Consider the following 23801-nt stretch of genomic DNA (forward strand, 5'->3'; position numbering starts at 1 on the left):
TGTTTACTCCCCGGCTTTAGTCAAATCTTCAAACTTGATATCAAGACCCAAAATGCCGATTATATCTCCTAATTCATCTCTGATCGGCCCTGATACGGTAACACAAAGTGCGCCGGTAATCCTTGATGAATATATATCTGTCACACTGATTTTTCCTGTTTTCATAGGGTTTATGAACCAGTCCCTGTCTGAAAAATCCTCGTGCAAACCTATTCTGTGATATTTGGCTTTATCAACAGCCTGTGTGATATTTCTCGTAATTTTAATGCCTTCACTGTTGACAGTATATGCAAACTGTATGAAAGGATATTCTTCAACAATATTCTTTAAGGCCTGCTCCTGCTGTTCCGGCACCATACTTTTAATAGCAACATCTTCAATATATTTTTCCATCAAATCTGCCGCCATATCGTGGGCTTTCTTCTTCAACAGCTCGAATTCAGATACAAATATCTCTGGCATATACCTTCTCACAGCATGTTCCATTTCATCATCGGATATTGCGGTTATCCTTCCCTCTTCATACTGCTTGATTATCCGTTTATTAACTTTAGCCACCCCAGGATGTGTTTTTTCTACCCGTTCTTTCCCGACCAGTGCAAAACGCGAGTTTATCCAGTGCGCAATTCCGGCAAGACCCGACTTATCTGTTATATTAACGGTTATTGGTCTGTCAAGAAGCTTTTTCGTATCAAAAGATGTATATATTTCTTCATTTTTTAAAATGCCGTCTATATGTACACCGGCTGATGTAGCATTAAAATCAAGTCCAACTAAAGGTTGAGTTCGTGGTATATGGTAACCCAGCTCTTTTTCAAAATAGTTCTTGATTTCTGTAATTACCTTTGTATCCACACCATTCTCTTCGCCTGTGAGAGAGGTATACTCCATTATAAGCCCTTCTATGGGCGCATTCCCTGTCCTCTCTCCTATACCGAGAAGTGTTCCGTTTACATAGGCACAACCATAAAGCCATGCGCTAACACTGTTTATAATAACTTTGTTGAAATCATTATGACCGTGCCACTCAAGATACTCTGATGGGACACCTGCATCATCTATCATAGCCCTTATTATCTTTCCCATAGATCTCGGAAGCGCAGACCCGGGGTATGTGATGCCAATCCCCAATGTATCGCATAGTCTTATTTTTACCGGTATTTTAGCCTCTTCCGACATGCTCATAAGTGCCTGGGCAAAGGGAACGCAGAAACCGTATATGTCAGCCCTGGTAATATCCTCAAAATGGCATCTCGGGATTATACCGTTCTCGAGAGTGTTTTCAACAATCTTTACATAATCTTTAAAAACCTGTGAGCGCGTCTTTTTTAATTTCATAAATATATGGTAATCAGAGGCACTGGTAAGTATACCGGTTTCTTTCAATCCAAGATCTTTTACAAGTTGCAAATCCTCCTTAACAGCCCTTATCCAACCGGTGATTTCCGGATAGCGGTAACCCTTATCAAGACATCTCACAACAGCATCTTTATCTTTTTCACTGTATAAGAAAAATTCGCATTGCCTTATTACACCATTTGTACCGCCAAGCCGGTGCAATAAGTCAAAAAGCTCTTCAATCTGCTTTGCTGTAAAAGGTGGTCTGGACTGCTGACCGTCCCTGAATGTCGTATCTGTAATATATATTTCATCAGGAGGGTCAATAAGTTCAATCTTATGGTCAAATTTTACTTTGCACATCTCTGTATAAGGAAAGACATCTCTGAAAAGCTCAGGAGCTTCAACATCTATTAAAGGGTATTTTGTTTTTCCGACGATGTTTTTAAATATAAAGCCTTTCTTCTTTTTCAAAGGAACCTCCTGAAATTTGACCCCTTATACCTTTTATGTTGATTATGCCGTTACCTTTATCTTCAGTTCGCTTAATTGTCTTTGCCCAACCCTTGATGGGGCACCTGTAAGCGGGCATGTTCCCTTCTGGGTTTTCGGGAAAGGTATAACCTCTCTTATGCTGTCAAGTTTTAAAAACATCATAATTATCCTGTCAAAACCAAAAGCTATGCCGCCGTGCGGGGGTGCACCCATCTCAAGAGCTTCAAGCAAAAATCCAAATTTCTCAGATGCTTCATCTTCATTAATGCCGAGGAGCTTAAACATTTCCATCTGTTCATCTGTCCTGAAAATCCTTATACTACCTCCGCCAAGTTCTACACCATTTAGAACAAGGTCATATGCCTTTGCTTTAATGGAATCGTAGTTACCTTCAAAGTCTTTTATCTTCCCTTGTGGAGATGTAAAGGGATGATGTCGTGCTACATACCTCTTCTCTTCTTCGCTATACTCAAGAAGCGGGAAGTCTACCACCCACAAAAACTTGAATTCATCCTTGCGTATTAATCCATATTTCTCGCCAAGATAGAGCCTGAACCTACCCATAAGCTCATTCACTTTATCTCGCTTATCACTCATAATGAAAACAACATCACCATTCTCAGCGCCCAGCCTTTCAATCATGGCTGTTTTTTCGATCTCACTCAGATATTTGACTGTCGGTGACTGTAATGCATTATTTTCCTTGCGAATCCAGATAAGACCGCCTGCCCCTAACTCTTTTGCAACATCAACAGCGGTATCGAGATCTTTTCTTGAAAGTGTCTTGCTTTTAAGCACAAGAGCTTTAATTTCACCATTATTTTCTATGGTCTTCTTAAAAACTCCGAATTCGGTATTTTCAAAAATATCGGTCAAATTTACCATGGTTAGTTCAAACCGTAAATCAGGCTTATCTGATCCATAGAGATTCATAGCTTCGTCATATTTCATCCTCATAAACGGGGTTTCTATCGACTCGCCCCTCAAGGCTTCATAAAGGTCGCTAATCAGCCCCTCCCCCATTTTGATCACGTCATCTACATCTACAAAGCTCATTTCAACATCAATCTGGGTAAACTCAGGCTGTCTGTCTGCCCGCAGATCCTCATCCCTGAAACATCTTGCTATCTGGAAATACCTGTCAAATCCGGCTATCATCAATATCTGCTTGTAAAGCTGAGGAGACTGGGGTAAAGCATAGAACATACCCTGGTTCAGGCGGCTCGGCACAATAAAATCCCTGGCGCCCTCAGGCGTGCTCTTTGTAAAAAATGGCGTCTCGAACTCATGAAAGCCATTCAATACAAAATAATCTCTTGTAACTTTATATGCACGACTCCTGTCGATAAATATCTTCTGGATCTCAGGCCGTCTCATATCCAGATACCGGTACTTTAGCCTAAGGGATTCGCTTGTTTCTTCATCATCAAGCTGAAAGGGCAACGGCTTGCAGGTATTTAATATCTCAAAAGTATCTGCCAGAACTTCGATAGTTCCGGTGGGAATATTCGGGTTCTCAGTCTCCTTAGGCCTTGCTGCAACCCTACCTTTAACGCTGATAACATATTCCTGCTTAATATTCCCCACCCTCTGGTGGGCATCAGCAGAAATATCTGGCGAAAAGACAACCTGCACAGCTCCGGTTACATCCCTCAAATCAACGAAAATAAGACCACCGTGGTCTCTCCTTCTATATACCCATCCAGTCAGGCAGAGTGTTTTTCCAATATCTTCCTTTTTTACTAAACCACATAAAGTATCTCTCACGTTAACCTCCGTTAAATATCCATAATTATATAGGTTTAAATGAAGTAAATCAAGGGCTACCTGGAATAATGAGCAATTCCTTTAATTGGGTATTGGTCATTATTCATGATTGTCATTAGCCGTTATTGGAACGTTTGACTTTCTGTTCATCAGATTTTTGCGTACTTGAGAAAAATCTTTCCTCCTGAAAAGCACTCTGCGTAGTTTTTGCTTGCGGCATAAGCTTCTTCCTGCAATCAAGTTTTTCACAAATAAGCATCATACAATGTTTCGATTGGTAATAGTGACCTCTGCTCAAATCTTTACGTATGCATAGTACCCATATAAAAAATCAATACAAGCCCGGAAGTTTATATATGTTGTCATTTTATTTTTATATGAATTAGTATTTGACACCTCGATGAATATTCGATAATCTCCTGAATATATTATTGATACATTTTCGCACTATTTATCACCACGAGGACATGATGAAAGATCTATCAAGCACAGATTCAACATTGATCCAAGAGATATCAGTCTTAAAACAGAGAATCAAAGAGCTTGAACAATCAGAATTAGAGCATAAACAGGCGCGAGAGGCGCTGCGAGAGAGCAAGGAGAGATTGGCAGCGATTGCAGAAGGGTCTGCAATTCCCCAATTTGCCATAGATAAAGATCATAACATCATTCTTTGGAATAAAGCCCTTGAGATATATAGCGGTATTAAGGCAAATAGCATTTTGGGCCGCTCCGATTACTGGAAAGCCTTTTACAAGGAATCAAGGCCCTGTCTCGTAGACCTGGTCATCAAGGGCTCTAAAGAAGATGAGGTTTCCCAATGGTACGGCATGTTCAATAAATCAAGACTCATTGAGGGAACATATGAGACAACAGATTACTTCCCGCACATGAGGGGAGGGGTATGGCTTCGCTTTACCGCAGCAGTTGTGAGAGATTCATCAGGAAATATTATAGCCGGCATTGAGACCCTCGATGATATAACGAGCCTGATGACTGTAGAGGCATCGCTTCGTGAAAGCGAAGCAAAATACCGTTCCATCTTCGAAAACGCCGTTGAAGGCATCTTCCAGAGCACACCTGAAGGACGTTTTATAAGCGTAAATCCTGCATCGGCCCGTATCCACGGATATGACTCTCCCGAAGAGATGATGAACGTCTCCGATATCGGAGCTCAAATATACGTCAACCCTGAAAAAAGAAAAGAGTATATGCATCTTCTCAAAGACAAAGAAGGGATTGAGAATTTTGAAGCCGAGATGTACAAGAAGAACGGGGATAAAATCTGGACGTCCATGAATGTCCAGGCAGTCCGTGATGATGCCGGGAACATCCGTTACTTTGAAGGCACCGTAGAGGATATAACTAAACGTAAACAGGCAGAAGACCAACTAAGATATGAGAGACAGAAGTTCGCCATCCTTACTGAAAATGCACCTCTCGGGATGGCTTTAATCGATAAAAATGGACAATTTCTTTATATCAACCCAAAATACCGGGCCATATTCGGCTACGACCTTAGTGACATACCTGACGGGAAAACATGGTTCAAAAAGGCATATCCTGATGAAACATACCGGCACAACGTCATATCGGTATGGTTAGATGATCTGAATACTGCCGGTTATGGAGAGCAGCGGCCAAGGATCTTCAACACAATATGCAAAGACGGATCAACGAAGGTAATCAATTTTATCCCTGTGCTACTGGAGAACGGCGACAATATTATGGTGTGTGAGGATATCACCGAGCAGAAAAGGCTGGAAGCACAACTCATGCACGCCCAGAAGATGGAGGCTATCGGTACCCTTGCAGGAGGTATTGCCCACGACTTCAACAACCTCCTTATGGGCATTCAGGGGTATGCTTCACTCATGATGTTGGACATTAGTCCGGATCATCCGCACTATGAGAAGCTAAAACGTATTGAAGAGCAGATAAAAAACGCATCAAACCTCACCGGCCAGCTTCTTGGTTTTGCAAGGGGCGGGAAATATGTGGTCAAACCAGTCAGCATGAATGAACTGATTGAAAAGACCTCCACCATGTTCGGCAGAACTAAAAAAGAGATTACCATACACTGTAAATACGAAAAGGACATATGGGTTATAGAGGCAGACCAGGGCCAAATTGAACAGGTACTCCTCAATCTTTACCTCAACGCCTGGCAGGCTATGCCGGAAGGAGGAGACCTCTCCATTGAAACCAGGAATATTGTTGTTGGTGAGAATCATGCAAAACCATATTGGATGGCACCCGGAAGGTATGTGCAGACATCTATCAGCGATACCGGTATAGGCATGGACAAAAAGATGAAAGAGAGAATCTTTGAACCCTTCTTTACCACAAAAGAGCTCGGCAGGGGTACCGGTTTGGGACTTGCAATGGTTTATGGCATTATAAAGAATCATAACGGTTTCATTGACGTCACCAGCAAACCCGGCAGGGGAACTACATTTGCACTCTACTTCCCTGCATCAGATAAGGATGTTGTAAAAGAGAAATCTGCAGCCCCGGAAATTATGAGAGGCACAGAGACAATCCTTATAGTCGATGATGAGCCCGATGTCCTTGTGGTGAGCAAAGAATTCCTTGAGTCCCTTGGGTACAGTGTATATGCAGTGAAAAACGGAGAGGAAGCAATCAGGCTCTATAAAGAAAAGAAAGACAAAATTGATCTTGTTGTCCTCGATATGATCATGCCGGGGCTCTCAGGAAATGAAACCTTTGACCGTATCAGGGAAGTGAACCCCCAGACAAAGATAATCCTCAGCAGCGGCTACAGTTTGAACAGTCAGGCACAGCAGATTATGGATAAAGGATGTCACGGGTTTATCCAGAAGCCATTCGACATGACTCAAATTTCCAGGCTGGTCCGGGGAATATTGGATTCATAAGCAATGTATCAAATAAGTCAACAGCTCTATTTTCCGATCATTGTTAAAAATGCCACTTCTATTAAAGAAATGGATCACCCCGCCGCAAGCGGACGGGGTATCAAAGGCAAGAATATGGAACCATTTCGAAGCAAGCTTCGGGGTATTGACCCGGCGGGGCAATAAAGCTGGGAGCCAGGTCATGGTTTTTGTATAAATATAATTTTTAATGTTTTATAGCCGCAAACATGTTTATGTGTTGAAAAAATAGCACAAAGATAATAGGATGAGAAAGGTACTAATTGAAAATAATTTATCGGCAATAATATGCCGGGAGAAATTATAACGAATCTGATCGTTATTCCAGGGAGGGATGAATGATGATATCGATAGTTGTTATAATAATTCTATTGCTGGTGACCATCTTTTCAATTCAAAATGCTGCACCTGTTGCAGTCTCCTTTATTTTCTGGAAATTTGAGGCATCTCTTGCAATAATAGTATTTCTTTCTGTGCTGATCGGTTTCATCATAGGTGGTATAATTGCATTCTCTTTCCAAAGATCAAGATATAAACTAATCCATACAAACAACAAAGAAAGTGGAAACATAAAAAAGGATTGATGTATAAAAAACTCATAAAAATCCTGTTTGCAATAAACCTCCCCCGCAGCAAAGCTGCAAGGTATCAGAGGAATGGGAAACATGTTTATTCCCCCTCACCCTGCCCTCTCCCACAAGGGGCGAGGGAATGCGGTTGCCCTGAAGCAGAGCTTTGAGGAATCTATTGATTTTAAATACCCTTTCAATACAAGAATTATGTGTCAAATAGAAAAATTTAGTTAAATGATTTGAATTTAAACAGTGCAATTGACTATATACGGAGAAGGCGATAGAATAAAAGTGTAGCTTGATTTATAAGTTTTTGAATTGAGTAAAAGGAGTCTTTTTTGGATACCATAGCAATGATACTGGCAGGCGCAAGAGTAGATGATCTGGGAGTACTCACCTTTTTCAGACCAAAATCTGCAATGCCTTACGGCGGACTTTATCGCATCATCGATTTTCCAATGAGCAATCTGATGTATTCAGGCATTGAGAAGGTAGGAATATTGTCTCAGTATAAACCTCTTTACCTGATGGAGCATATGCAAAATGGGGAACCATGGGATATGAACGGCCGAGACAGATTTGTAACCATTCTCCCGCCGTTTAAAGGCATGGGCACATCTGACTGGTACAAGGGCACTGCCGATGCAGTATACCAGAATCTTGATTTTCTAAGCATCCATAAGCCTGGTCTTATCATTGTACTATCAGGGGACCATATATACAAAATGGATTACAGAAAAATAATAGGATTTCATCTGGAGAAGGGTGCCGATCTTACCATAGCCTTTGCAAAAGTGCCAAGAAAAGGTGCTCATCGTTTTGGCACGGCTGCAATTGAAGAAGGAGATTCAAGGGGCGGGAGGGTTCTGCAGTATACGGAAAAAAGCGACAAAATACCCTTTGACTGGGCTTCATTAACTATCTATGTGTTTACCCCCTATACACTTTTTGAAGCTCTGAAAGCAAATGCATCTGAGGATTCACATGAATTCGGCAAGGATATTATTCCTTTTTTACTGGCTAATAATTATAAGGTGTTCGGATATAAACATCACGGCTATTGGGGATATACCCGCACACTCGATGAGTATTGGCAAACAAGCATGGATCTTCTGGGTGATCTCCCCGGGATTAATATTGCATCCTGGCATATATGTACAAACCTTTCCAATTTCCATATTCGTGATCGTCAGCCCGCCTTGATAGGCCCCGACGCAATAGTTGAGGACTCCATGTTTTATTCCGGATGTCGGATTAAAGGCAAGGTAATCCGTTCAATACTCTTCCCGGGCGCTAAAGTAGATAGTAATGCGGTAGTGGAAGACTCCATACTTTTTTCCAATACTGTCATCAAACAAAATGCAAAGGTAATAAAAACAATAATTGATGAGGATGTAACTGTCGGAACAAATGCACATATAGGAGAAAACTCCTCCGAGGAACTCACCGTAATAGGGATGGGAACGCGTATAGCAAGAGAAACAAGGATTTCATCGGGTGTAACAATATATCCGAATCTTGGACCTGGAAAATTTACAAAAAGTTTTTATTCCACAGGAGAAATTATTAAATGAATGATACCGCTGTATTGCTTTTAGCCGGCGGAGTAGGAAGCAGATTGAATATCCTCGTAAGCCATCGGGCAAAGCCCGCTGTTCCCTTTGGCGGCATATACAGAATTATTGATTTCACACTCAGCAATATATCAAACTCACGCCTTGCAGATGTTGCGGTACTCACTCAGTACAAGCCTCTCTCGCTTATGGGCCATATTGGCAACGGTTCATCCTGGGATCTTTCAGGACGTTCCCGGAGTACAAAAATACTACCCCCAAAAACAGGGGAAAAGGAATGGGATTGGTATAGAGGCACAGCTGATGCAGTTCGTCAAAATATGGATTTTTTCAACTCAGGAAATTTCAATAATGTTCTCGTTCTCTCCGGGGATCATATATATCATATGGATTATCGGTCGCTGCTTCAATTTCATCACGATCACAGAGCAAAGGTTACTATAAGTATGATAGAGGTGCCCTGGGAAGAAACTAATCAATTCGGTACAGGCTTAATAAACGAACAGCATCGCATAATAGAGTGGGAAGAGAAATCCCCACAGGCAAAATCAAACCTTGCCTCAATGGGAATATACGTCTTCGACAGGGATTATCTGATTGAGCTTCTCGAAGCAACAAAAGAAGTGGATTTCGGATACCATATCATCCCCAATGCATTGCAGGAAGGCAATGTTTTCGCATATCCCTTTGATGGCTATTGGCGTGATGTGGGAACTGTTCAGGCTTATTGGGATGCCAATATGGACATCCTTGACACTTCAACAGGGCTCTCTCCCGAAGCATGGAAAATTATGTCAAATTTGAGTACAAAAGGAATTTTTTACGACCGCCCCCCAATAAAAGTTACAAAAACAGGCCGCACAATAAACTCTGTAATATCACCTGGTTGCATAATTTACGGCAAAGTGGAAAACTGCATTCTCTCTCCGGGGGTAATTGTCGAGCAAGGTGCCTCAGTAAAAGATTCAGTTGTTATGCATGACACAGTCATTAAAGAAGAATCTCATATAGAACGGAGCATCATAGATAAAAAAGTGCTTATCGGGAGAAAATCTCAAATAGGTGTGGGTGATTCTACGGTTATCAATCGACTTTTTCCAGACCATATCAATACGGGGCTCACACTTATAGGAAAATATTCCATCATTCCAGAAAATCTAACAATCGGCACTAACTGCGTTATATATTCGATGGTTGATGAAACTGATTTTTGCACATTACACGTTGCAGACGGGGAAAATCTTCAAAAAACGGAAACCAATTAATAAACCTGATTGACTCTTATTGTTTCTTAAGCAACTTTATTAATTTTAAAATGTTTTTTTGATGTTTTTATTGAAAGTCTGTATTTTTTAGAGTAAAAATTTGTATTGGTTATAAATAATGGTAGAAGAACGACGCAAAGAAGTACGTAAAATAGTTGATTCTTTAAACCTTCCGTTTATAGGTTCAAAAGATGAGGACCATCTCTGTTTTGAATATCTCCTTATCGATCTTAGCAAAAACGGCTTAAAAATAGCAATTCCCAGGTGGGTTGTAAATCGTGAACAGATTAAAAAAGGTGATATTATAAATTTTCATCTCCCTTATGAAATAGATAAAACATTCTACGATCAGGGAAAGGTGGTATGGATAGAATGGGACGAAAACATGGAAATACAGTCATGCGGTATATCTGTTGAAAGCATTAAGTCCATTTCATATCCCTATGCATTGCCTGTAACTCAGAAAGGAAATACACTTATCAATCTTATAAAGGACATGGTATTATTAAAAAAAGGGGTTTATGTCTATCTATGTCATCTAATTCCTTATTTTTCAAAGATTACTGAATATTCACCACAGGAGTATCCCCAACTTAAAGCTTTTTTTCTTGATAACGTGAGAAACAAAGTAAGTAAGCATCATGTAGAACTTGAAAACACATTGATTAAGATTGAAAATTATATGACATCGGAATCAGATATACCAAAATTCATAGATCTTGCAAGGCTCAGATCGATAGTTGAGTCCGAGATATACGTGGAAATTTTTAGAATAAACTTTTCCGATGAACGTATTATCCCCTATCTAAATGCTATAAAAAAGCTGGAAGAAAGATTGTATTTCAATTACAATATTATAGTCATGTTGTACGTAAATTCACTTTAAGTATTAGTGGTTTACAGTTTAACAATGATTTCAGATTCGGTACTTTCGGCCTCATATTCAATACTTTTCTTGTAGTGTCCTGATTTCAGCTTAATACCCTCAAGCTTGCTTCGAAATTGGTTCATGTTCTTGTCTTGCCTTTGATACCCTGTCCGCCTGCGGGATGATTAATATTCCGGACCTGATATCCATTTACTCCCTAATAATTACATATTCTTACCAGATATTCCAACTTCCTCTTGACAGTGCAGGTCATGATGATTTATCTTAACAAATCTCTTAAAATCAAACATTTTATGAGGGTAGATGAAAAGCCACGGGACTCCCGAAGAAATAGCGTGACTTGCATAGAATTTCAGTGAGGCAGTTTTCAAAGGAACAACTGAATACGACCGGAATAATAATGAAACAAACATTACTTATATTGGCAAGCCTTTTGATATTTCTGTTACTCCCTGTTCAGCCTCTTTTTGCCATGGGCTCACCGGAAGACCAGAGCGAAGACATCTTCCAGCTTGAGCCAACAACGGTGACGTCTGTAAACCCTATGGAGGCCGGCGAGACTGTACATGAGATCAATGCCGAAGATATCAAAAAAACCGGTGCCAGAACCCTCGATGAAGCGCTGGTTCTTCTATCGGACGTCAATATTAAAATGGGCGCGGAAGGTGTACCACGCGTCGAAATCAGGGGCTTTAAGACAAGAAATATCCTTGTGCTGATGGATGGTGTACCCATGAATTCCGCTCTTGACGGACAGTTCGATCCATCCATTATCCCGGTAGACAGCATTTCCAAAATAAAGGTTATTGCCGGAGCAAGTTCCGTGCTTTACGGTCAGGGAGCTCTTGGCGGCGTGATCGACATCATTTCCAAGAAGGGGAAGCGGGGATTGAAAGGCACCCTGAGCTACGAGACAGGTGAGGGCACTCCATATCTGACTAAAAGCAGTTTATCCGGCGCCAAGGGGAAATATGACTTCTTCTTAAGCGGCAGTATGTATCGCCGCGACTACTTTCCTGTTGCCAAACCGTTCATCGGCACATTAGAAGAGTCGGCCGGATACCGGATAAACAGCGACAATACCAGAAACAATGCCTACATGAACCTCGGGTTCACTCCCAACGACACTCTCCATCTTGCCGTCTCCGGTAATTATGTCCAGGGAGGGTACGGCAAACCGGCCAGCGCGATAAACAACAAATTCGATCCCTATGCGCCGCCTGCGCGGTTCGGCCGGGTTGACAACTATGAAGGATACATGTTTCAATTTGTTGCCAATTACAACCCCACGGAGTCTCTGGATATCCGTTCCAGGATCTATTACAACCAGATGACCCAGGACAACAATCAATACGACGACGAAACCTACAGCACCTTTGACAATCCCGTCATGCCGAACTCCTACCATTTGAAAAACACAGGGATCAACACCGGAGCATCGATACAGCCGGCCTACGATTTTGGCAAAGCGGGATCCATTACCTTTGATTTCTCCGGAGAGCAAGATCAATGGATAGCTACCGGGGGCGTCAAACCGGGCGGTGGGGAAAGTGGGGCCTCGGGAGGACACGGTGTCGGCTCCGGCAGCCCCCCTTATATCCTATACCCTGTTTCCGATAATTATGTGGTCCATCTCTATTCCGCGGCTGTCGAATATAAAGTCACCTTCCTGAAGAAACTGGGTTTTGCCGTGGGCTACGGCCGCCACTGGCAGTTGCGGGAAGACAAAAGACTCGATGATTACAGTTACTCCACGAGCATTTATTATGATATCTTCAAGGCAACGAAACTCAAAGCTGCCTTTATGAGGAATATCCACTTTCCGAGCATAAGTCAGTTGTATTTAAGAAATACCAACAACACCAGACTGTTGACTGAGAAGGCTAACCATTATCAATTCGGTGTGGAGCAGAAGCTGCCCTGGAGGAGTTCCTTTAAGATCAATGGGTTCCACAGCGATATATTCAACTTTATAGCCATGAAACAGAACATAACACCACAGCAGGGGTTTGCGCCCTACAACTTTAATTTTTCCCAATACCGCTTCTACGGCTTCGAAACATCTCTGGAAACCAACTTCATCAAAGAGCTTCAGTTAAAAGTGCAATATACGCTGAATCAGTCCCGGGACTACTCTCTCCCCGACAGGATCGAAGTGCAGTATGTTCCCAAATACAAGTTTGTTTTCACCGGTAAATACGAGTTCGCCTTCGGTTTGATCCCTTTCGTCTCACTGGTCTATGTAGCAGACTCCTACGTTTATTCAAAACAGCAGTATATCACCGTTATGAGAGCCAAGATGGCCGATTACGCCGTGATTAACTGTAGGCTGAGCCAGAAGTTGTTCAAGAACAGGTTCACAATATACGTCGGAGCAGATAACATCATGAATAATAATTATGAAGACACTTATGGCATTCCACGACCAGGCAGGTACGTTTATGGCGGCATTGAATACAGGTTCGACCTTTAATATGATGGAGAAATTGTTTTGAAAATCCAATGGCGCAAAGAGATGCTTCTGCTCTTGTGCCTTGTCATGGCATTATTGCTGAACGGTTGTTCGGGCGGGGGCGGCGGCGGTGATGCCTTCAGCGGAGATCCTTTCCGGTTTAGTCCTGGCATCCCTTCACAGGTTACGGGCTTGAAGGCATCTGCGGGCGACCAGGTAGTTACCTTAAACTGGACTTCTGAATATGTGGCAACGTCCTACAACATTTATTACACTGCAATACCCACTGGCGGACAGGTAACCAAGGCAAATTCTATCAGATTGAATGTTACGAGCAACTCCTATGTAATTCAGGGGCTGACGAACAACACAACCTACTACTTTATGGTAACGGCCCAGAATCACGACGGGGAGGGCTCTGCATCAACACAGGTGCTATCGACACCGGCCCCTATCTCCCAGGCCGATCTGACCGGTACATGGTATTTTCATACCCTTGTCACCGGTCCGACTGCAAAGTGGGAACGGGGAACCCTGGTTATTGACGGCAGCGGCAATGCCTCATTCACCGAGTTCCTGGACAGCACTCATTACAACCCCGCCGATGACAGTACCACACCGGTGGCCCTGCCTCCGGATTTAAAACTTACAGTGCAGGACTCCCTCACACTGAACATGTCGGGAGCCGGCGCCTGGACAGGTTTTCACGGCTCCATGGGGTCCAGGAAGAACATGTTAGCCGGGACATGGACATATTCCATAGTGGATGGTTCGAAAGCTATCACAATATTCCAGAAGAAGAGAGCTGCCAGTGATTATGACATTTGGGATATATCCGGTACCGGCTCCGGCCAGAATCCCCATTATCCTACATTGGCGGGGAACGGCCCGACCCAGTTTTCATATGACGCTCTCAACAGCGGGAGCAGTATCCAGTGGGAATACAGCAATGCAAGGGTGGGGCAAAAGGGACAATTCTGGAGCCCGCCCGTATCCGCCCTCTTCCCAAGCGGGAGTGGCAGTATAAAGGATATCATCTATTGGGATTTCAGCACTCCGGCATACAAATCAGGGCCGATGTATGATGTGCTGTGGAAAGTGACCTGCTTCGGGGTGCAGCCGGACGGGATGGTGAAGGAATACGACAGCTTCGCTGCCGTAAAGGACGGGTCTCACAACGTGATTTTCACCGGCAGATTTACCGACGACAAGACCGTAATTGTGGGGGTTTCCACGAAAAACGACATTCCCGCGGGACCCGCAAGCACAGGCGCCATCACAACTATCCCAGGTCAGTTTTACATGAGAATTCTGCAGTTGAATTTCATTCCAACAGACCAGTCGCTACCAACCTATACCCTGAACGACGCAAGCGGGAGCTATAAGTTTCACAAAATAGGAGCTGCTTATGATGGCGGAGGTATTGCACGGGCATCCTGGGCATACGGAAAGATGCAGGTTGCACTTTCGGGAGTGACGGCCTTCCCCCTTTATACTGACAGCAATTTGTTATTGGTAAACCCGGAGACTTTCACCCTTGCCTACTACCCGGATACGGGAAGCAGCGGAGAAACCTTTTCCACCTTCGCAAACTTCGTTACACCCAATACAGGCGCTGTTGACGCACACTCACGCTATTATAATCCCATCACCGGTCTGGCTTACTCCTCTGTCTGGACCTGGTGGAACGGGATTTCAAATGGGGTGCAAAGCGGTGCAGGCGTACAGAAAATTCCCATGGCCACAACCTACTACAACGAGCATGCAACGATCTCGTACAACAAAGACCTTATCGTGATGACCAGAACAGATGCTTTCGGGTACACCATGTTAATAGGATTGAAGTGAATATAACGGTGTTGTCAAAAGTTTAATGAAAATTTGGTGTATAGAATGAATATAGACAAACTTTTACAGGTAAATATCAGGGAGAAGAAGAAAATAGGATTAAAAATTAAGAAAAATATATTTTATTTTCCGGATTCACATAGCGTATATGTGAATCCGTGTTGAGTGGGCGGCGGCATGTCGGGGATTTTGCAGATGTGGATGGGCTGTGAGATTTGCAGGCTGGAGGCCAGGATTAAATGTTAAAAAACTGTTTTAGCCGGGTACCCACGAGCAGCCAATTATATAGAAAGCAGCCACCTGTCACGTGGGTGGCAAACGTCGGAGGATCGCAAGGCGAAGCAGACCGCCGCAGATCAAAATCCCCGACATGCCGCTGACCGACCAAGAGAACAAAATGGAAAATGCTTAATAAATAAACGAACAATACCGAATATAACCATCAGGAGGATAGCATGAAAATACTGATTTCCATCGACGACACGGACAATATCGAGAGCCGTGGGACCGGTGATATTGCAGAGCTACTATGTGAGGGCATTACGGCAAAGGGCTGGGGCAAGTGCGGACCGGTGACGCGGCACCAGCTTCTCGTCCATCCCGACATTCCCTATACGTCCCACAACAGCTCCATGTGTTTCACCGCTGAGATTCCCGAACATATGCTCGAAGCCGTAACGGACTACTGCTGCTCGGCTCTTGCCGCAGAAAGCGCTCCCGGATCAGATCCCGGGCTCTGCATTCTCACACCGGAACTGCTGAAACAACCGGAAGTGCTCATGGACTACGGACGAAAGGCAAAAAAAGTGGTCATCTCCAAGGAAGAGGCTTATGATACGGCTGCCGCTCTCGGTATACATCTTTCTGAACATGGCGGCACGGGCCAGGGTGTGATAGGCGCCCTCGCCGGTGCAGGTCTCCGCCTCACCGGCAACGACGGCAGGTTCAAGGGCAAATTACGCATTCCCTCCCCGAACGGAACGGCAACTGTGAGACATATCCTCGATTTCGGGATTGATGTTGTGACTACCCTTGATGGAGTAGTGCTCAATGACAGCGAGGATGTTCATGTAGGAGAGTGGGTAAAGCGGGTGCTCTTGAACGAAAAGGCCGTTCTACTTGTAGTTCCTTCCGAAGATATTTCAGGACCGGCATGGAAAGCGTCCGGCAAAAAGATCTTCAGGAACTACTAACAATGCGCCAGATAATAGAAGAATCCGGCAATATCCGTTTTTGCGGCGCTGTCGAAGATGATGAAGACATCCTTGCTGCCTCGGAAATTGCCGCAAAATGCCCGGCATATTCCATAGACGATGATGATGAGGATTATTGTGACGGTGCAAGGACTTGTTTCAACTGCCGGTACCGCCGGTGGCTCGCAGACGGATTCGAGTGCATGAAGGGTCTGCTGCTATTCCACAGGTAAGGATAGGGGCTTCTTTCACAACTTGTGTGCCATCTCCCGCCCGTGCTTAACTCTCAGCGATCAGGTGGTGAGCTTTAAGCCGGCGCACGATGGCAGGAACCATGAGGCCGCCGATCCCTCCAAAACCCATACCCATGAGTGTCGTCACTATTGCATGTCCTATGATAACGCTCCATTCTGCCCCGGCTATCAAATCGGGAACCACGATTGTCACAAATCGGCTTGCTGCTGCAATAACAGCCACCAGAGCACAGGCCACGAAGTTTGTGGTCAAACGTGGATAGATGAGACGGGAACAATCGATGATGACTGCAGGCAGAATGAACCTCATTATCATGAGAGGACCACCCTTTCCCATCCCGAGCAGGACCGCCACAATGCCTGTTACCACACCCACAATAGTTGCAGACCACATCCTCGGAACACAGGCGGCGGCAAGAAGGAGAAAAAAACACATAAAGAACATGGCATGGCCGGGAATATTAAGATGAAGCCTCAACCCTGCCCGCGTTATGACGATGAAGACAGCGCAAAAACCAAGAAATATGGCATCCTTCAGACTGAATCTCTCGAAGAAATACCGGTCCCACCGGTTCATCCGTGATTCTTTCTTCTGTTCATTCTTTTTATTATTATCCATTTTTTATCCTCCTTCAGGATGTCTTTTTCTTGAGCAGTTTTGTTGTACGCCTTTTCTCTTGGTCGGTCATCGGCATGATTGTAATGTCCATCTGCGGCGATATGTTTCACCTTGCGCCCTCCGACGTACGTTCAGTACGCCTACGGCCTGCAAGGCTTGCATCTCATCCACATCTGAGACATTGCTGCCATGCCGCTGACCACTCAACCCGGATTCACATATACACTTATGTGAATCCGGAATAAAGAAGGGGGTGAGTTTCTTTATTTTCATTTCTATTTTCTACCTCCCCCTAATTTATCTTTGTAGAGGCTTGCCTTTGCTTAATCTTCATACCAATTTATCATGTAACTTTTGACAATACCCCTTACTTTGTAAGAGTCTGCTTTTAATCAATCTTCAGACTAATTATTCATTCAACTTTTTGGCAAGACCCATTTATTTAATCTGTTCATCGTCCGGACTGGCTGCATCCTGCGCTGAACTGCTTCGCGGTCGGCGCCGGGTATCGAAGCCCCTTGCTTCGGCAGAAAGGGCTGCTTCTTCCGCAGTCTTGATTGCCCGGACCAAGAGTGGAATAAAGAGACAATTAAATAGGTCTTTCCAGTTCCGGGGATCAATCAGATCACGGGGCGCCACCGAAGCGCCCCTGAGTCTCTGCATGAGAGCTATCTCCTCGATTTCTCGGACAAAAAAGGGGACAAAGCGAAGACTTGTGATGATTATAAAGACAAGGCTAACCGGCATGATTTTCTTCAAACCTGCCATGATCTCGGAACTCCTCGTAGTGCGGAGGAACAGGGCATTCGGCAGGAAAAAAAGGAGGATCTGAAAGCCTATCTTTAATCCCGGCCCCAGTCCCTTTGCCACGCCGTCCCTGATCAGGTAAAGAGCAACAATGATAGGAATCTGAATGATGAAGAGTCGAACATCGCCCCAGAATCCTGCTATTCCGAGGCGTGCGACTCCGTAAAGCACCATAATCACCGCCAGAATGGCAGGGATAGTCCATGGTCCCCGCGCAGCTACGGCAGCGGCCGACAAAGCAAGGGCAAAGACGAGTTTCCATCCGCCGCCAAGACGATGGATCGGAGAGTCGTGATACTGGAACTGAAAAGCATTGTGGAGCGCTCCATATTCTTTCATGTCATTGAATCCTCAGTAAGCTTTCCCGCTTCCATAAAATAGGAGCGGTCTGCCCAGGCAGGGTCAACAAGCGGATCGTGGGATGTGAGGATTACGGTACAACCCCGTTGATCACCGTAGTCTTTCAGTATGTCGAGCATCCTGTACCTGAACTCGAATTCGAGGCCTGAGAAAGGTTCATCCAGAAGGAATATCTGCGGGTTCAGGGCTATCAGTGAAGCCAGGGTAATCCGGTGCTGCTGACCATAGCTCAGAGCGAATGGGGAACGGCTGTCAAAACCAAGCATGTCGCATAAGGCAAGAGCCTCTGTTGTGCGGGCATCTATTTGATCTGAAGTGAGGTTTTGTCTTTTTAGCGAAAAAGCCAGTTCCTCACGGACTGTGCTTTCGAATATCTGGCGCACCGGGTTTTGGAGCAGTAAGCCCACCTTTCCCCTGAGCTTTTCCGGCCTGGGTTTTATCAAACCCAGCACGTTGATAGATCCCGAATCCGGTTGCAACAGGCCGGTAATTAACTTGAACAAAGTCGATTTTCCCGCGCCGTTGTCCCCGCATATGTGGATACGCTCGCCCGCGTAAACCTTCATTGAAAGATCGACAATCACAGGTTGTCCTTTTTGCCGGGCGAAACACACCGCGTCGAGATCGACAACAGGTTCGCCGCGTGCCGCTCGATCCCGCGGGTGCGAGCCTGCATGGCCTGCCCGGTCAATCTCCCGGAAGGGTGCCTCATACGTCTCCTTCTCAATCATGCCGCTGTCGATGCAAATAAACCGGTCCACAATATCCGCATAGGGGCGCACATCGTGATCAGCCACAATGATAGTATAGGAACGTTCTTTCAAACCTCTAAGGATGGACTGGAGGGCTGTCTTTCCCCTCGCATCCAATTGGGCTGTGGGCTCATCGAGGAGAAGAATGGACGGCTCCATTGACAGGACCGCTGCGAGAGTCAAACGGTGTTTTTCGCCGGCAGAGAGTCCTTCCACGTTTCTCGTTTCGTAGCCAATAAGCCCGACTGCTTCAAGCGCTCTGCCCACTCTTTCGTCAATCTCATGGGCCGGGATATTCAAGTTAGAGGGTCCAAAGGCTACCTCGTCCGCCACCGTCGTGGAAAGTATCTGTGAATCTGCATTCTGTAAAACAATCCCTATAGAGGGCCACGCTGCACCTCCGTCCATCCGGCACTCACCGGTAAGTATCCCCCCTTCAAGAAGACCTGAAATGGCAAGCAGCAACGTGCTCTTTCCAGACCCTGACCGTCCTGTGAGGCAAAGGCATTCACCTTGTCTAATAGAGAGCGATATATTGTGGAGGGCATCTGTCTTTGCTCCAGGATATCGGTAGGATAAGTCAACGACGTCCAGGCCGCCTGATGGGGCGGTATTTGCCGGTTGATTAGACATGGCATAAGACGATTCCTTCAAAGACATTCAATCCTGCATTGCAAATAAAACGGGAAGCGCGGCCCTGCAGGCGATGGGAACACCATTTCTCTTCGCGGGCAGAAACGTCGACCGCTTGAGTGCTTCCATCACCGGCTGGACAAATATTTTATCTGTTGCTTCCACCACTTCTGATTTTATAAGTTTGCCTTTTTCGTCGATTGTCACAATGACAACCACCTTTCCTTCCTTACCGCGCTTTCTTGCCGAGAAGGGATATTCAGGAATCTCATGGTGAAGAAACCGCGGACCGTCGGCTGTTCCGAACCGGCCGCTCCAGGGTCCTCCTTCTCCTCCGCCTCCACCACCGCCGCTGCCTGTACCGGTCCCGGTGCCGCCGCTCCCGAATCCTATTTTGTCTCCTCCTAAATTCAACCCGGCTACAGCCACTCCTTTGCCGTCTGCCTGACCATGGCTGTCAACGGCCTGTGCAATAACCTGCTCGTCCGCCACGTTCCCTGGACCGGCAGGCCCGGGCTCTTTCTTTTTTTCCATTTCACCCGGCTTAGTCAGCCCTGGTATAGAGGTTTTTTTACCCGGCATAGGAGCAGACTTTTCCGGGCCGGGAGCACCGGGCAGGCGTTTACTTGTGAAACTAAGCATTGGCGGAGGAGCCGCCTCCGGACTCATCACTATCACATCTATGGCCCTTTCATTAGCCGTCTCCGGAACCCTCTTAGACAAGGGTATGCAGAGCACCGAGGCATGAATTGCCAAAGCAATGGCTATGTACTTCATCCAGACGGACCTGTTGCCCGGAATGATTTTCACTTCGCTAAATATGCTTTCGTTCATTTCAGACCTGTAATCAACAATAATACTAACCAGCGGCTTATCGCGGAGCAATTCATTCCCCGAAATTGCGGGGCCGCGGTTCACTCCAACTCCAATGAGGGAATAAATATAACATAATGAGGGTAAAAGTTGTAGGTTTTAGTTGGTTCCAGTCCGGATAAGGTACTTTTCCGCACCGGCAAAGCAGCCTGCGGGGTAACATATTTTTACCAGGTTGTCCTATGGGGCTAAAAATCTTCTTGGATTACAAAAAATGTCGTATTTTTCCTACAGACAAATAATGTAAAAAAGTGTATGTTAGACAATGTGGAACTAAAACTTACTTATAACTACAAATAAGTACAAGAACAATAAAGCAATTTCTTAGGAGGAACTATGAAAAAGATATTATTATTAAGTTTAGTATTGGTTTTTTGTATGGCATCGGGCGCAGGAGCTGGGCTGGTCACGATCAGCTTTGATGAGGAGGGAATTAGCTCCGGGACCCATTACACTAACCCTCATTCTCCTGACCCAAGGCCTCTCGGCGACAAGATTACCAATCAGTATGCGGCCAAGGGAGTGAATTGGACAGTTAATCCAATCAATAGCGGTGTTGTGGCCAATGTAATCACTAGTGGCTATGAATTTGGCTATGCCGATAAACCTGGATACCCTTCCGAAGTATTTGCTGATAAAAATGGCAACGTGGATGGCCATATTATGTGGTATAATGGTGGATTTGCAGATGGATGGATTCAATTTGATCATCCTGTTAACTCAGTTGCGTTTGACTATAGGCGACCGAAAGCGGCAGGCGCAATCAATGTCCAGTTTTATGACTATGATGATAATGGAAATTGGACAAAAATATATGATTCCGGTAGAGTAACTGCAGACTCGACGTGGAGACCCTTTTCTCAGACCGGGAATAATATTGACGCAGTTTACATGTCGGGCTACGACCCCAATACTCAAAGCTACAATAAATTCGTTATGGACAATTTCCAGGTCAATATGGTGCCAATTCCGGCAGCTATATGGCTCCTCGGTTCCGGTCTTGCCGGACTTGGGTTTATAAAGAGAAGGAAATCAATCTGATATAATAGCATATTTCACAAATTAGACAGCCTGCAGCCTTGTAAGTTGCGGGCTGTCTAATTTGTTGCTCATGTTTTCTTGCAGTTTAATCTTTTCGCTGTAAATTCATAAGACAAGTCTTTCTTTATATTCAATAGCTAATTAAGAGGATGGCAGTATCGTTTCCTTGACGATTATTCAGTCACTTGTTTGAAATCTCAGGTCAGAGGATTGTGTCAATGCCTTTGCGATAAATCACGTTGAGAAGCGTCAGTACGGCGCCGGTAGGAGGCTTCGTGCCGCGTTCCAATTGAGATACATAACCGGCTGAAACATTGAGGCAATGGGCAAACACAGTTTGACTCATGTGTGCCCTCTCCCGCATTATAATTCTCTTTGACAGCCGTCCAAATTAGATTTATTATTTACTACTATCTCAAGGAGGGAAAATAATGTCGGACGAGATGATGAACACGAAAGAGCTTGCCAAGTTCCTGGGCATACACGAGAAGCAGGTTTATGCTTTGACAACAGCCCAGAAGATTCCCGGGACACGGATAACAGGCAAATGGATATTCCCCAGAAAAATAATCGAGGAGTGGATAGAGACTAACGCAAATGCCGGCCTGGAACAGGCAAAACAGAAGACCAGAAAAATGGAGTACGCTCTTCTGGCAGCCGGAAGTAATGACATCATCCTGGACCTTCTTCAGGCACACATGAAGAGATCTTATCCCGAATTCTTTATGTTCTCTGCGAGCGTTGGGAGTACGGAAGGTCTGAAGGCGCTGAACACAGGGCACACGGATATCGCATGGTCGCATCTCTTTGATCCGAAGTCCGGGGAATACAATGTCCCTTTCCTTCCTGCCTGTACCCCGAACATCAAGCCTGTCGTCGTCAACCTGTTTCACCGGGAAATCGGTTTTGTAGTGGCTACGAAAAATCCGCTGGGTATCAAAGACTTCCACGATCTGAGGCGCAAGGATGTAAAATTTATCAATCGCCAAAAGGGGTCAGGCATACGAGTCCTGACGGACCTCCACCTGAAGCAATTGTCAATCCCTGCCTCTGAAATAAGAGGCTACGGCAACGAATCCTATACACACCTGGAAATCGGCCAGTCGATCTATTCAAAAGAAGCGGATGTAGGTATTGCCACTATTACAGTTGCAAACATTTTCGGGCTTGCCTTTATTCCCATCCGTGAGGAGCAATTCGATATGATCCTGGACCAGTCAACCTTCTTCGAGCCTGGAGTCCAGGCATTCATTGAGGTCCTGCGGTCACCGGACTTCCGGAAAAGGGTGGCAAAAATGGGCAACTATAATTTTAAGGATTCCGGAAAAATCCTCTATTCGACTAAATGAAGAATTAGCTTCTTTCGTATTTAAGTTTCAGTAATCTTTATAACTCTTTAGAATTATATATAAATTTGCAAAAACATATTTATAATAAAACCGGCATATTTACTCCACAAACAGCAGCAAAAGCTCATCCCGTAAGTAAATTGCACTAAATTTGTGAGGCAAATTGCATTTTTATGTTAGAAATTCAGGTTCATCCGGTTTTTGTGTACTTTTATAGAACGGCTGTATTCCAGGAATGCGCGCTGCGCGGTTTTTGCCTGAGGCACTGCTTTCTTCTCGAAATGCACACTGCGTGGCTTTTGGCTGTGGTACTACTGCCTTCCTGTAATTCTTGCCTCTGGGAAACCGTGTAGTGTGTGCATTTGTTCGTGTTATAAATAACCATACCAATAATGATGGAAGAGACACGTTTCTATTGATAATCCTTGCCTTTCAAGGAACAGTAAAGCCGCTTGCACACATTAATTCTCACACCTGCGGAACAGGTTTTTTATCTGGTTGTTTCACCGATACAATCTCCGGGGCTGTTTCAACATGCTTTTCCATGAAAGAGACTAAAACCCGCAGTTCATCAAGAAATGTCTGAATATCTGATTTCGTATACATCCCGGTCTTTTTCTCAAAGTATGATTTTGCATTTTTTAAGACAGCAACTTTCTTTTTAATAGGCATAGGTTTAGATGTCGATTTCGGTTTGGCTTGTTTATATGCGGTAAGCATTTTCTCTAATTTAACATTGGTTACAGGCGTCTCCATTATTTCATCAAATATGGTAAAAAAGTCAGGACTTCCAAGGTTAGCAGTA

At 44.6% G+C, this 23801-nt stretch carries 19 protein-coding genes and 1 pseudogene; 11 read left to right on the forward strand and 9 right to left on the reverse strand.

What is annotated here, in order from left to right:
• Positions 1-3: 3 nt before the first annotated feature.
• Both NT010_08060 and aspS read right to left on the reverse strand, forming a co-directional pair.
• Entirely contained in the window at positions 4-1812 is a 1809-nt protein-coding gene (locus NT010_08060) for a histone-lysine N-methyltransferase (protein ID MCX5806005.1), read from the reverse strand.
• A 42-nt stretch (positions 1813-1854) separates the two neighbouring features.
• Complete coding sequence (gene aspS / locus NT010_08065) at positions 1855-3600, reverse strand: aspartate--tRNA ligase (protein ID MCX5806006.1); 1746 nt, start codon at positions 3598-3600, stop codon at positions 1855-1857.
• A 467-nt stretch (positions 3601-4067) separates the two neighbouring features.
• Between aspS and NT010_08070 the strand changes: the two genes are divergently transcribed.
• From NT010_08070 to NT010_08110, 9 genes are all read left to right on the forward strand, one after another.
• Complete coding sequence (locus NT010_08070) at positions 4068-6497, forward strand: PAS domain S-box protein (protein MCX5806007.1); 2430 nt, start codon at positions 4068-4070, stop codon at positions 6495-6497.
• 356 nt (positions 6498-6853) lie between these two features.
• The gene (locus tag NT010_08075) at positions 6854-7099 is read left to right on the forward strand and encodes a lipopolysaccharide assembly protein LapA domain-containing protein (protein ID MCX5806008.1); all 246 of its coding nucleotides are present in this window, start codon (positions 6854-6856) and stop codon (positions 7097-7099) included.
• A gap of 326 nt (positions 7100-7425) precedes the next feature.
• Positions 7426-8661, forward strand: a complete 1236-nt coding sequence (locus NT010_08080) for a sugar phosphate nucleotidyltransferase (GenBank protein ID MCX5806009.1) — start codon at positions 7426-7428, stop codon at positions 8659-8661.
• A complete protein-coding gene (locus NT010_08085) occupies positions 8658-9926 on the forward strand; it encodes a sugar phosphate nucleotidyltransferase (protein MCX5806010.1) in 1269 nt (422 codons plus the stop codon). Before NT010_08080 ends, NT010_08085 begins: the two co-directional genes overlap by 4 nt.
• Before the next feature lie 118 nt (positions 9927-10044).
• On the forward strand, positions 10045-10812 hold the full coding sequence (locus NT010_08090; protein MCX5806011.1) for a PilZ domain-containing protein: 768 nt from the start codon (positions 10045-10047) through the stop codon (positions 10810-10812).
• A gap of 403 nt (positions 10813-11215) precedes the next feature.
• A complete protein-coding gene (locus tag NT010_08095) occupies positions 11216-13288 on the forward strand; it encodes a TonB-dependent receptor plug domain-containing protein (protein ID MCX5806012.1) in 2073 nt (690 codons plus the stop codon).
• Positions 13289-13306: 18 nt separating this feature from the next.
• On the forward strand, positions 13307-15115 hold the full coding sequence (locus NT010_08100) for a fibronectin type III domain-containing protein (protein MCX5806013.1): 1809 nt from the start codon (positions 13307-13309) through the stop codon (positions 15113-15115).
• Positions 15116-15687: 572 nt separating this feature from the next.
• Positions 15688-16308, forward strand: a complete 621-nt coding sequence (locus tag NT010_08105; protein MCX5806014.1) for a hypothetical protein — start codon at positions 15688-15690, stop codon at positions 16306-16308.
• A gap of 2 nt (positions 16309-16310) precedes the next feature.
• Positions 16311-16541 (forward strand): hypothetical protein, encoded by a 231-nt coding sequence (locus tag NT010_08110; GenBank protein ID MCX5806015.1) that lies wholly within the window; start codon positions 16311-16313, stop codon positions 16539-16541.
• Positions 16542-16587: 46 nt separating this feature from the next.
• On the opposite strand, the gene NT010_08115 is transcribed toward NT010_08110, so the two are convergent.
• The 5 genes from NT010_08115 to NT010_08135 all read right to left on the reverse strand — a co-directional run bounded on the left by NT010_08115 (position 16588) and on the right by NT010_08135 (position 20651).
• Positions 16588-17181, reverse strand: a complete 594-nt coding sequence (locus tag NT010_08115) for a hypothetical protein (protein MCX5806016.1) — start codon at positions 17179-17181, stop codon at positions 16588-16590.
• 66 nt (positions 17182-17247) lie between these two features.
• Positions 17248-17454 carry a hypothetical protein gene (locus tag NT010_08120; protein MCX5806017.1) on the reverse strand — a complete coding sequence of 69 codons (207 nt, stop codon included), beginning with the start codon at positions 17452-17454 and terminating at the stop codon, positions 17248-17250.
• A gap of 165 nt (positions 17455-17619) precedes the next feature.
• The gene (locus NT010_08125) at positions 17620-18327 is read right to left on the reverse strand and encodes an energy-coupling factor transporter transmembrane component T (protein ID MCX5806018.1); all 708 of its coding nucleotides are present in this window, start codon (positions 18325-18327) and stop codon (positions 17620-17622) included.
• Positions 18324-19760 carry an ABC transporter ATP-binding protein gene (locus NT010_08130; GenBank protein ID MCX5806019.1) on the reverse strand — a complete coding sequence of 479 codons (1437 nt, stop codon included), beginning with the start codon at positions 19758-19760 and terminating at the stop codon, positions 18324-18326. The genes NT010_08125 and NT010_08130 overlap by 4 nt, the downstream gene beginning before the upstream one ends.
• Positions 19761-20651 (reverse strand): energy transducer TonB, encoded by an 891-nt coding sequence (locus NT010_08135; GenBank protein ID MCX5806020.1) that lies wholly within the window; start codon positions 20649-20651, stop codon positions 19761-19763.
• 291 nt (positions 20652-20942) lie between these two features.
• Between NT010_08135 and NT010_08140 the strand changes: the two genes are divergently transcribed.
• Positions 20943-21647, forward strand: a complete 705-nt coding sequence (locus NT010_08140) for a VPLPA-CTERM sorting domain-containing protein (GenBank protein MCX5806021.1) — start codon at positions 20943-20945, stop codon at positions 21645-21647.
• A 202-nt stretch (positions 21648-21849) separates the two neighbouring features.
• Here the strand turns inward: NT010_08140 and NT010_08145 are convergent.
• Positions 21850-22011: pseudogene (locus NT010_08145) on the reverse strand (helix-turn-helix domain-containing protein).
• A gap of 67 nt (positions 22012-22078) precedes the next feature.
• Here NT010_08145 and NT010_08150 point away from each other — a divergent pair.
• Positions 22079-22996: a helix-turn-helix transcriptional regulator gene (locus NT010_08150; GenBank protein MCX5806022.1), complete on the forward strand. Its 918-nt coding sequence runs from the start codon at positions 22079-22081 to the stop codon at positions 22994-22996.
• Between the two features lie 468 nt (positions 22997-23464).
• Here NT010_08150 and NT010_08155 read toward each other — a convergent pair.
• On the reverse strand, positions 23465-23801 hold a 337-nt coding region (locus tag NT010_08155; protein ID MCX5806023.1), incomplete at its 5' end, for a hypothetical protein.

The organism is Pseudomonadota bacterium (assembly GCA_026388275.1).
Classification (GTDB): domain Bacteria; phylum Desulfobacterota; class Syntrophorhabdia; order Syntrophorhabdales; family Syntrophorhabdaceae; genus JAPLKB01.

Coding starts and splice junctions, on each gene's coding strand:
- NT010_08070 (MCX5806007.1), top strand. CDS start 4,068: ATGATGAAAGATCTATCAAGCACAGATTCAACATTGATCCAAGAGATA.
- NT010_08075 (MCX5806008.1), top strand. CDS start 6,854: ATGATGATATCGATAGTTGTTATAATAATTCTATTGCTGGTGACCATC.
- NT010_08085 (MCX5806010.1), top strand. CDS start 8,658: ATGAATGATACCGCTGTATTGCTTTTAGCCGGCGGAGTAGGAAGCAGA.
- NT010_08090 (MCX5806011.1), top strand. CDS start 10,045: ATGGTAGAAGAACGACGCAAAGAAGTACGTAAAATAGTTGATTCTTTA.
- NT010_08095 (MCX5806012.1), top strand. CDS start 11,216: ATGAAACAAACATTACTTATATTGGCAAGCCTTTTGATATTTCTGTTA.
- NT010_08110 (MCX5806015.1), top strand. CDS start 16,311: ATGCGCCAGATAATAGAAGAATCCGGCAATATCCGTTTTTGCGGCGCT.
- NT010_08115 (MCX5806016.1), bottom strand. CDS start 17,181: ATGGATAATAATAAAAAGAATGAACAGAAGAAAGAATCACGGATGAAC.
- NT010_08120 (MCX5806017.1), bottom strand. CDS start 17,454: ATGAAAATAAAGAAACTCACCCCCTTCTTTATTCCGGATTCACATAAG.
- NT010_08125 (MCX5806018.1), bottom strand. CDS start 18,327: ATGAAAGAATATGGAGCGCTCCACAATGCTTTTCAGTTCCAGTATCAC.
- NT010_08130 (MCX5806019.1), bottom strand. CDS start 19,760: ATGTCTTTGAAGGAATCGTCTTATGCCATGTCTAATCAACCGGCAAAT.
- NT010_08140 (MCX5806021.1), top strand. CDS start 20,943: ATGAAAAAGATATTATTATTAAGTTTAGTATTGGTTTTTTGTATGGCA.
- NT010_08150 (MCX5806022.1), top strand. CDS start 22,079: ATGTCGGACGAGATGATGAACACGAAAGAGCTTGCCAAGTTCCTGGGC.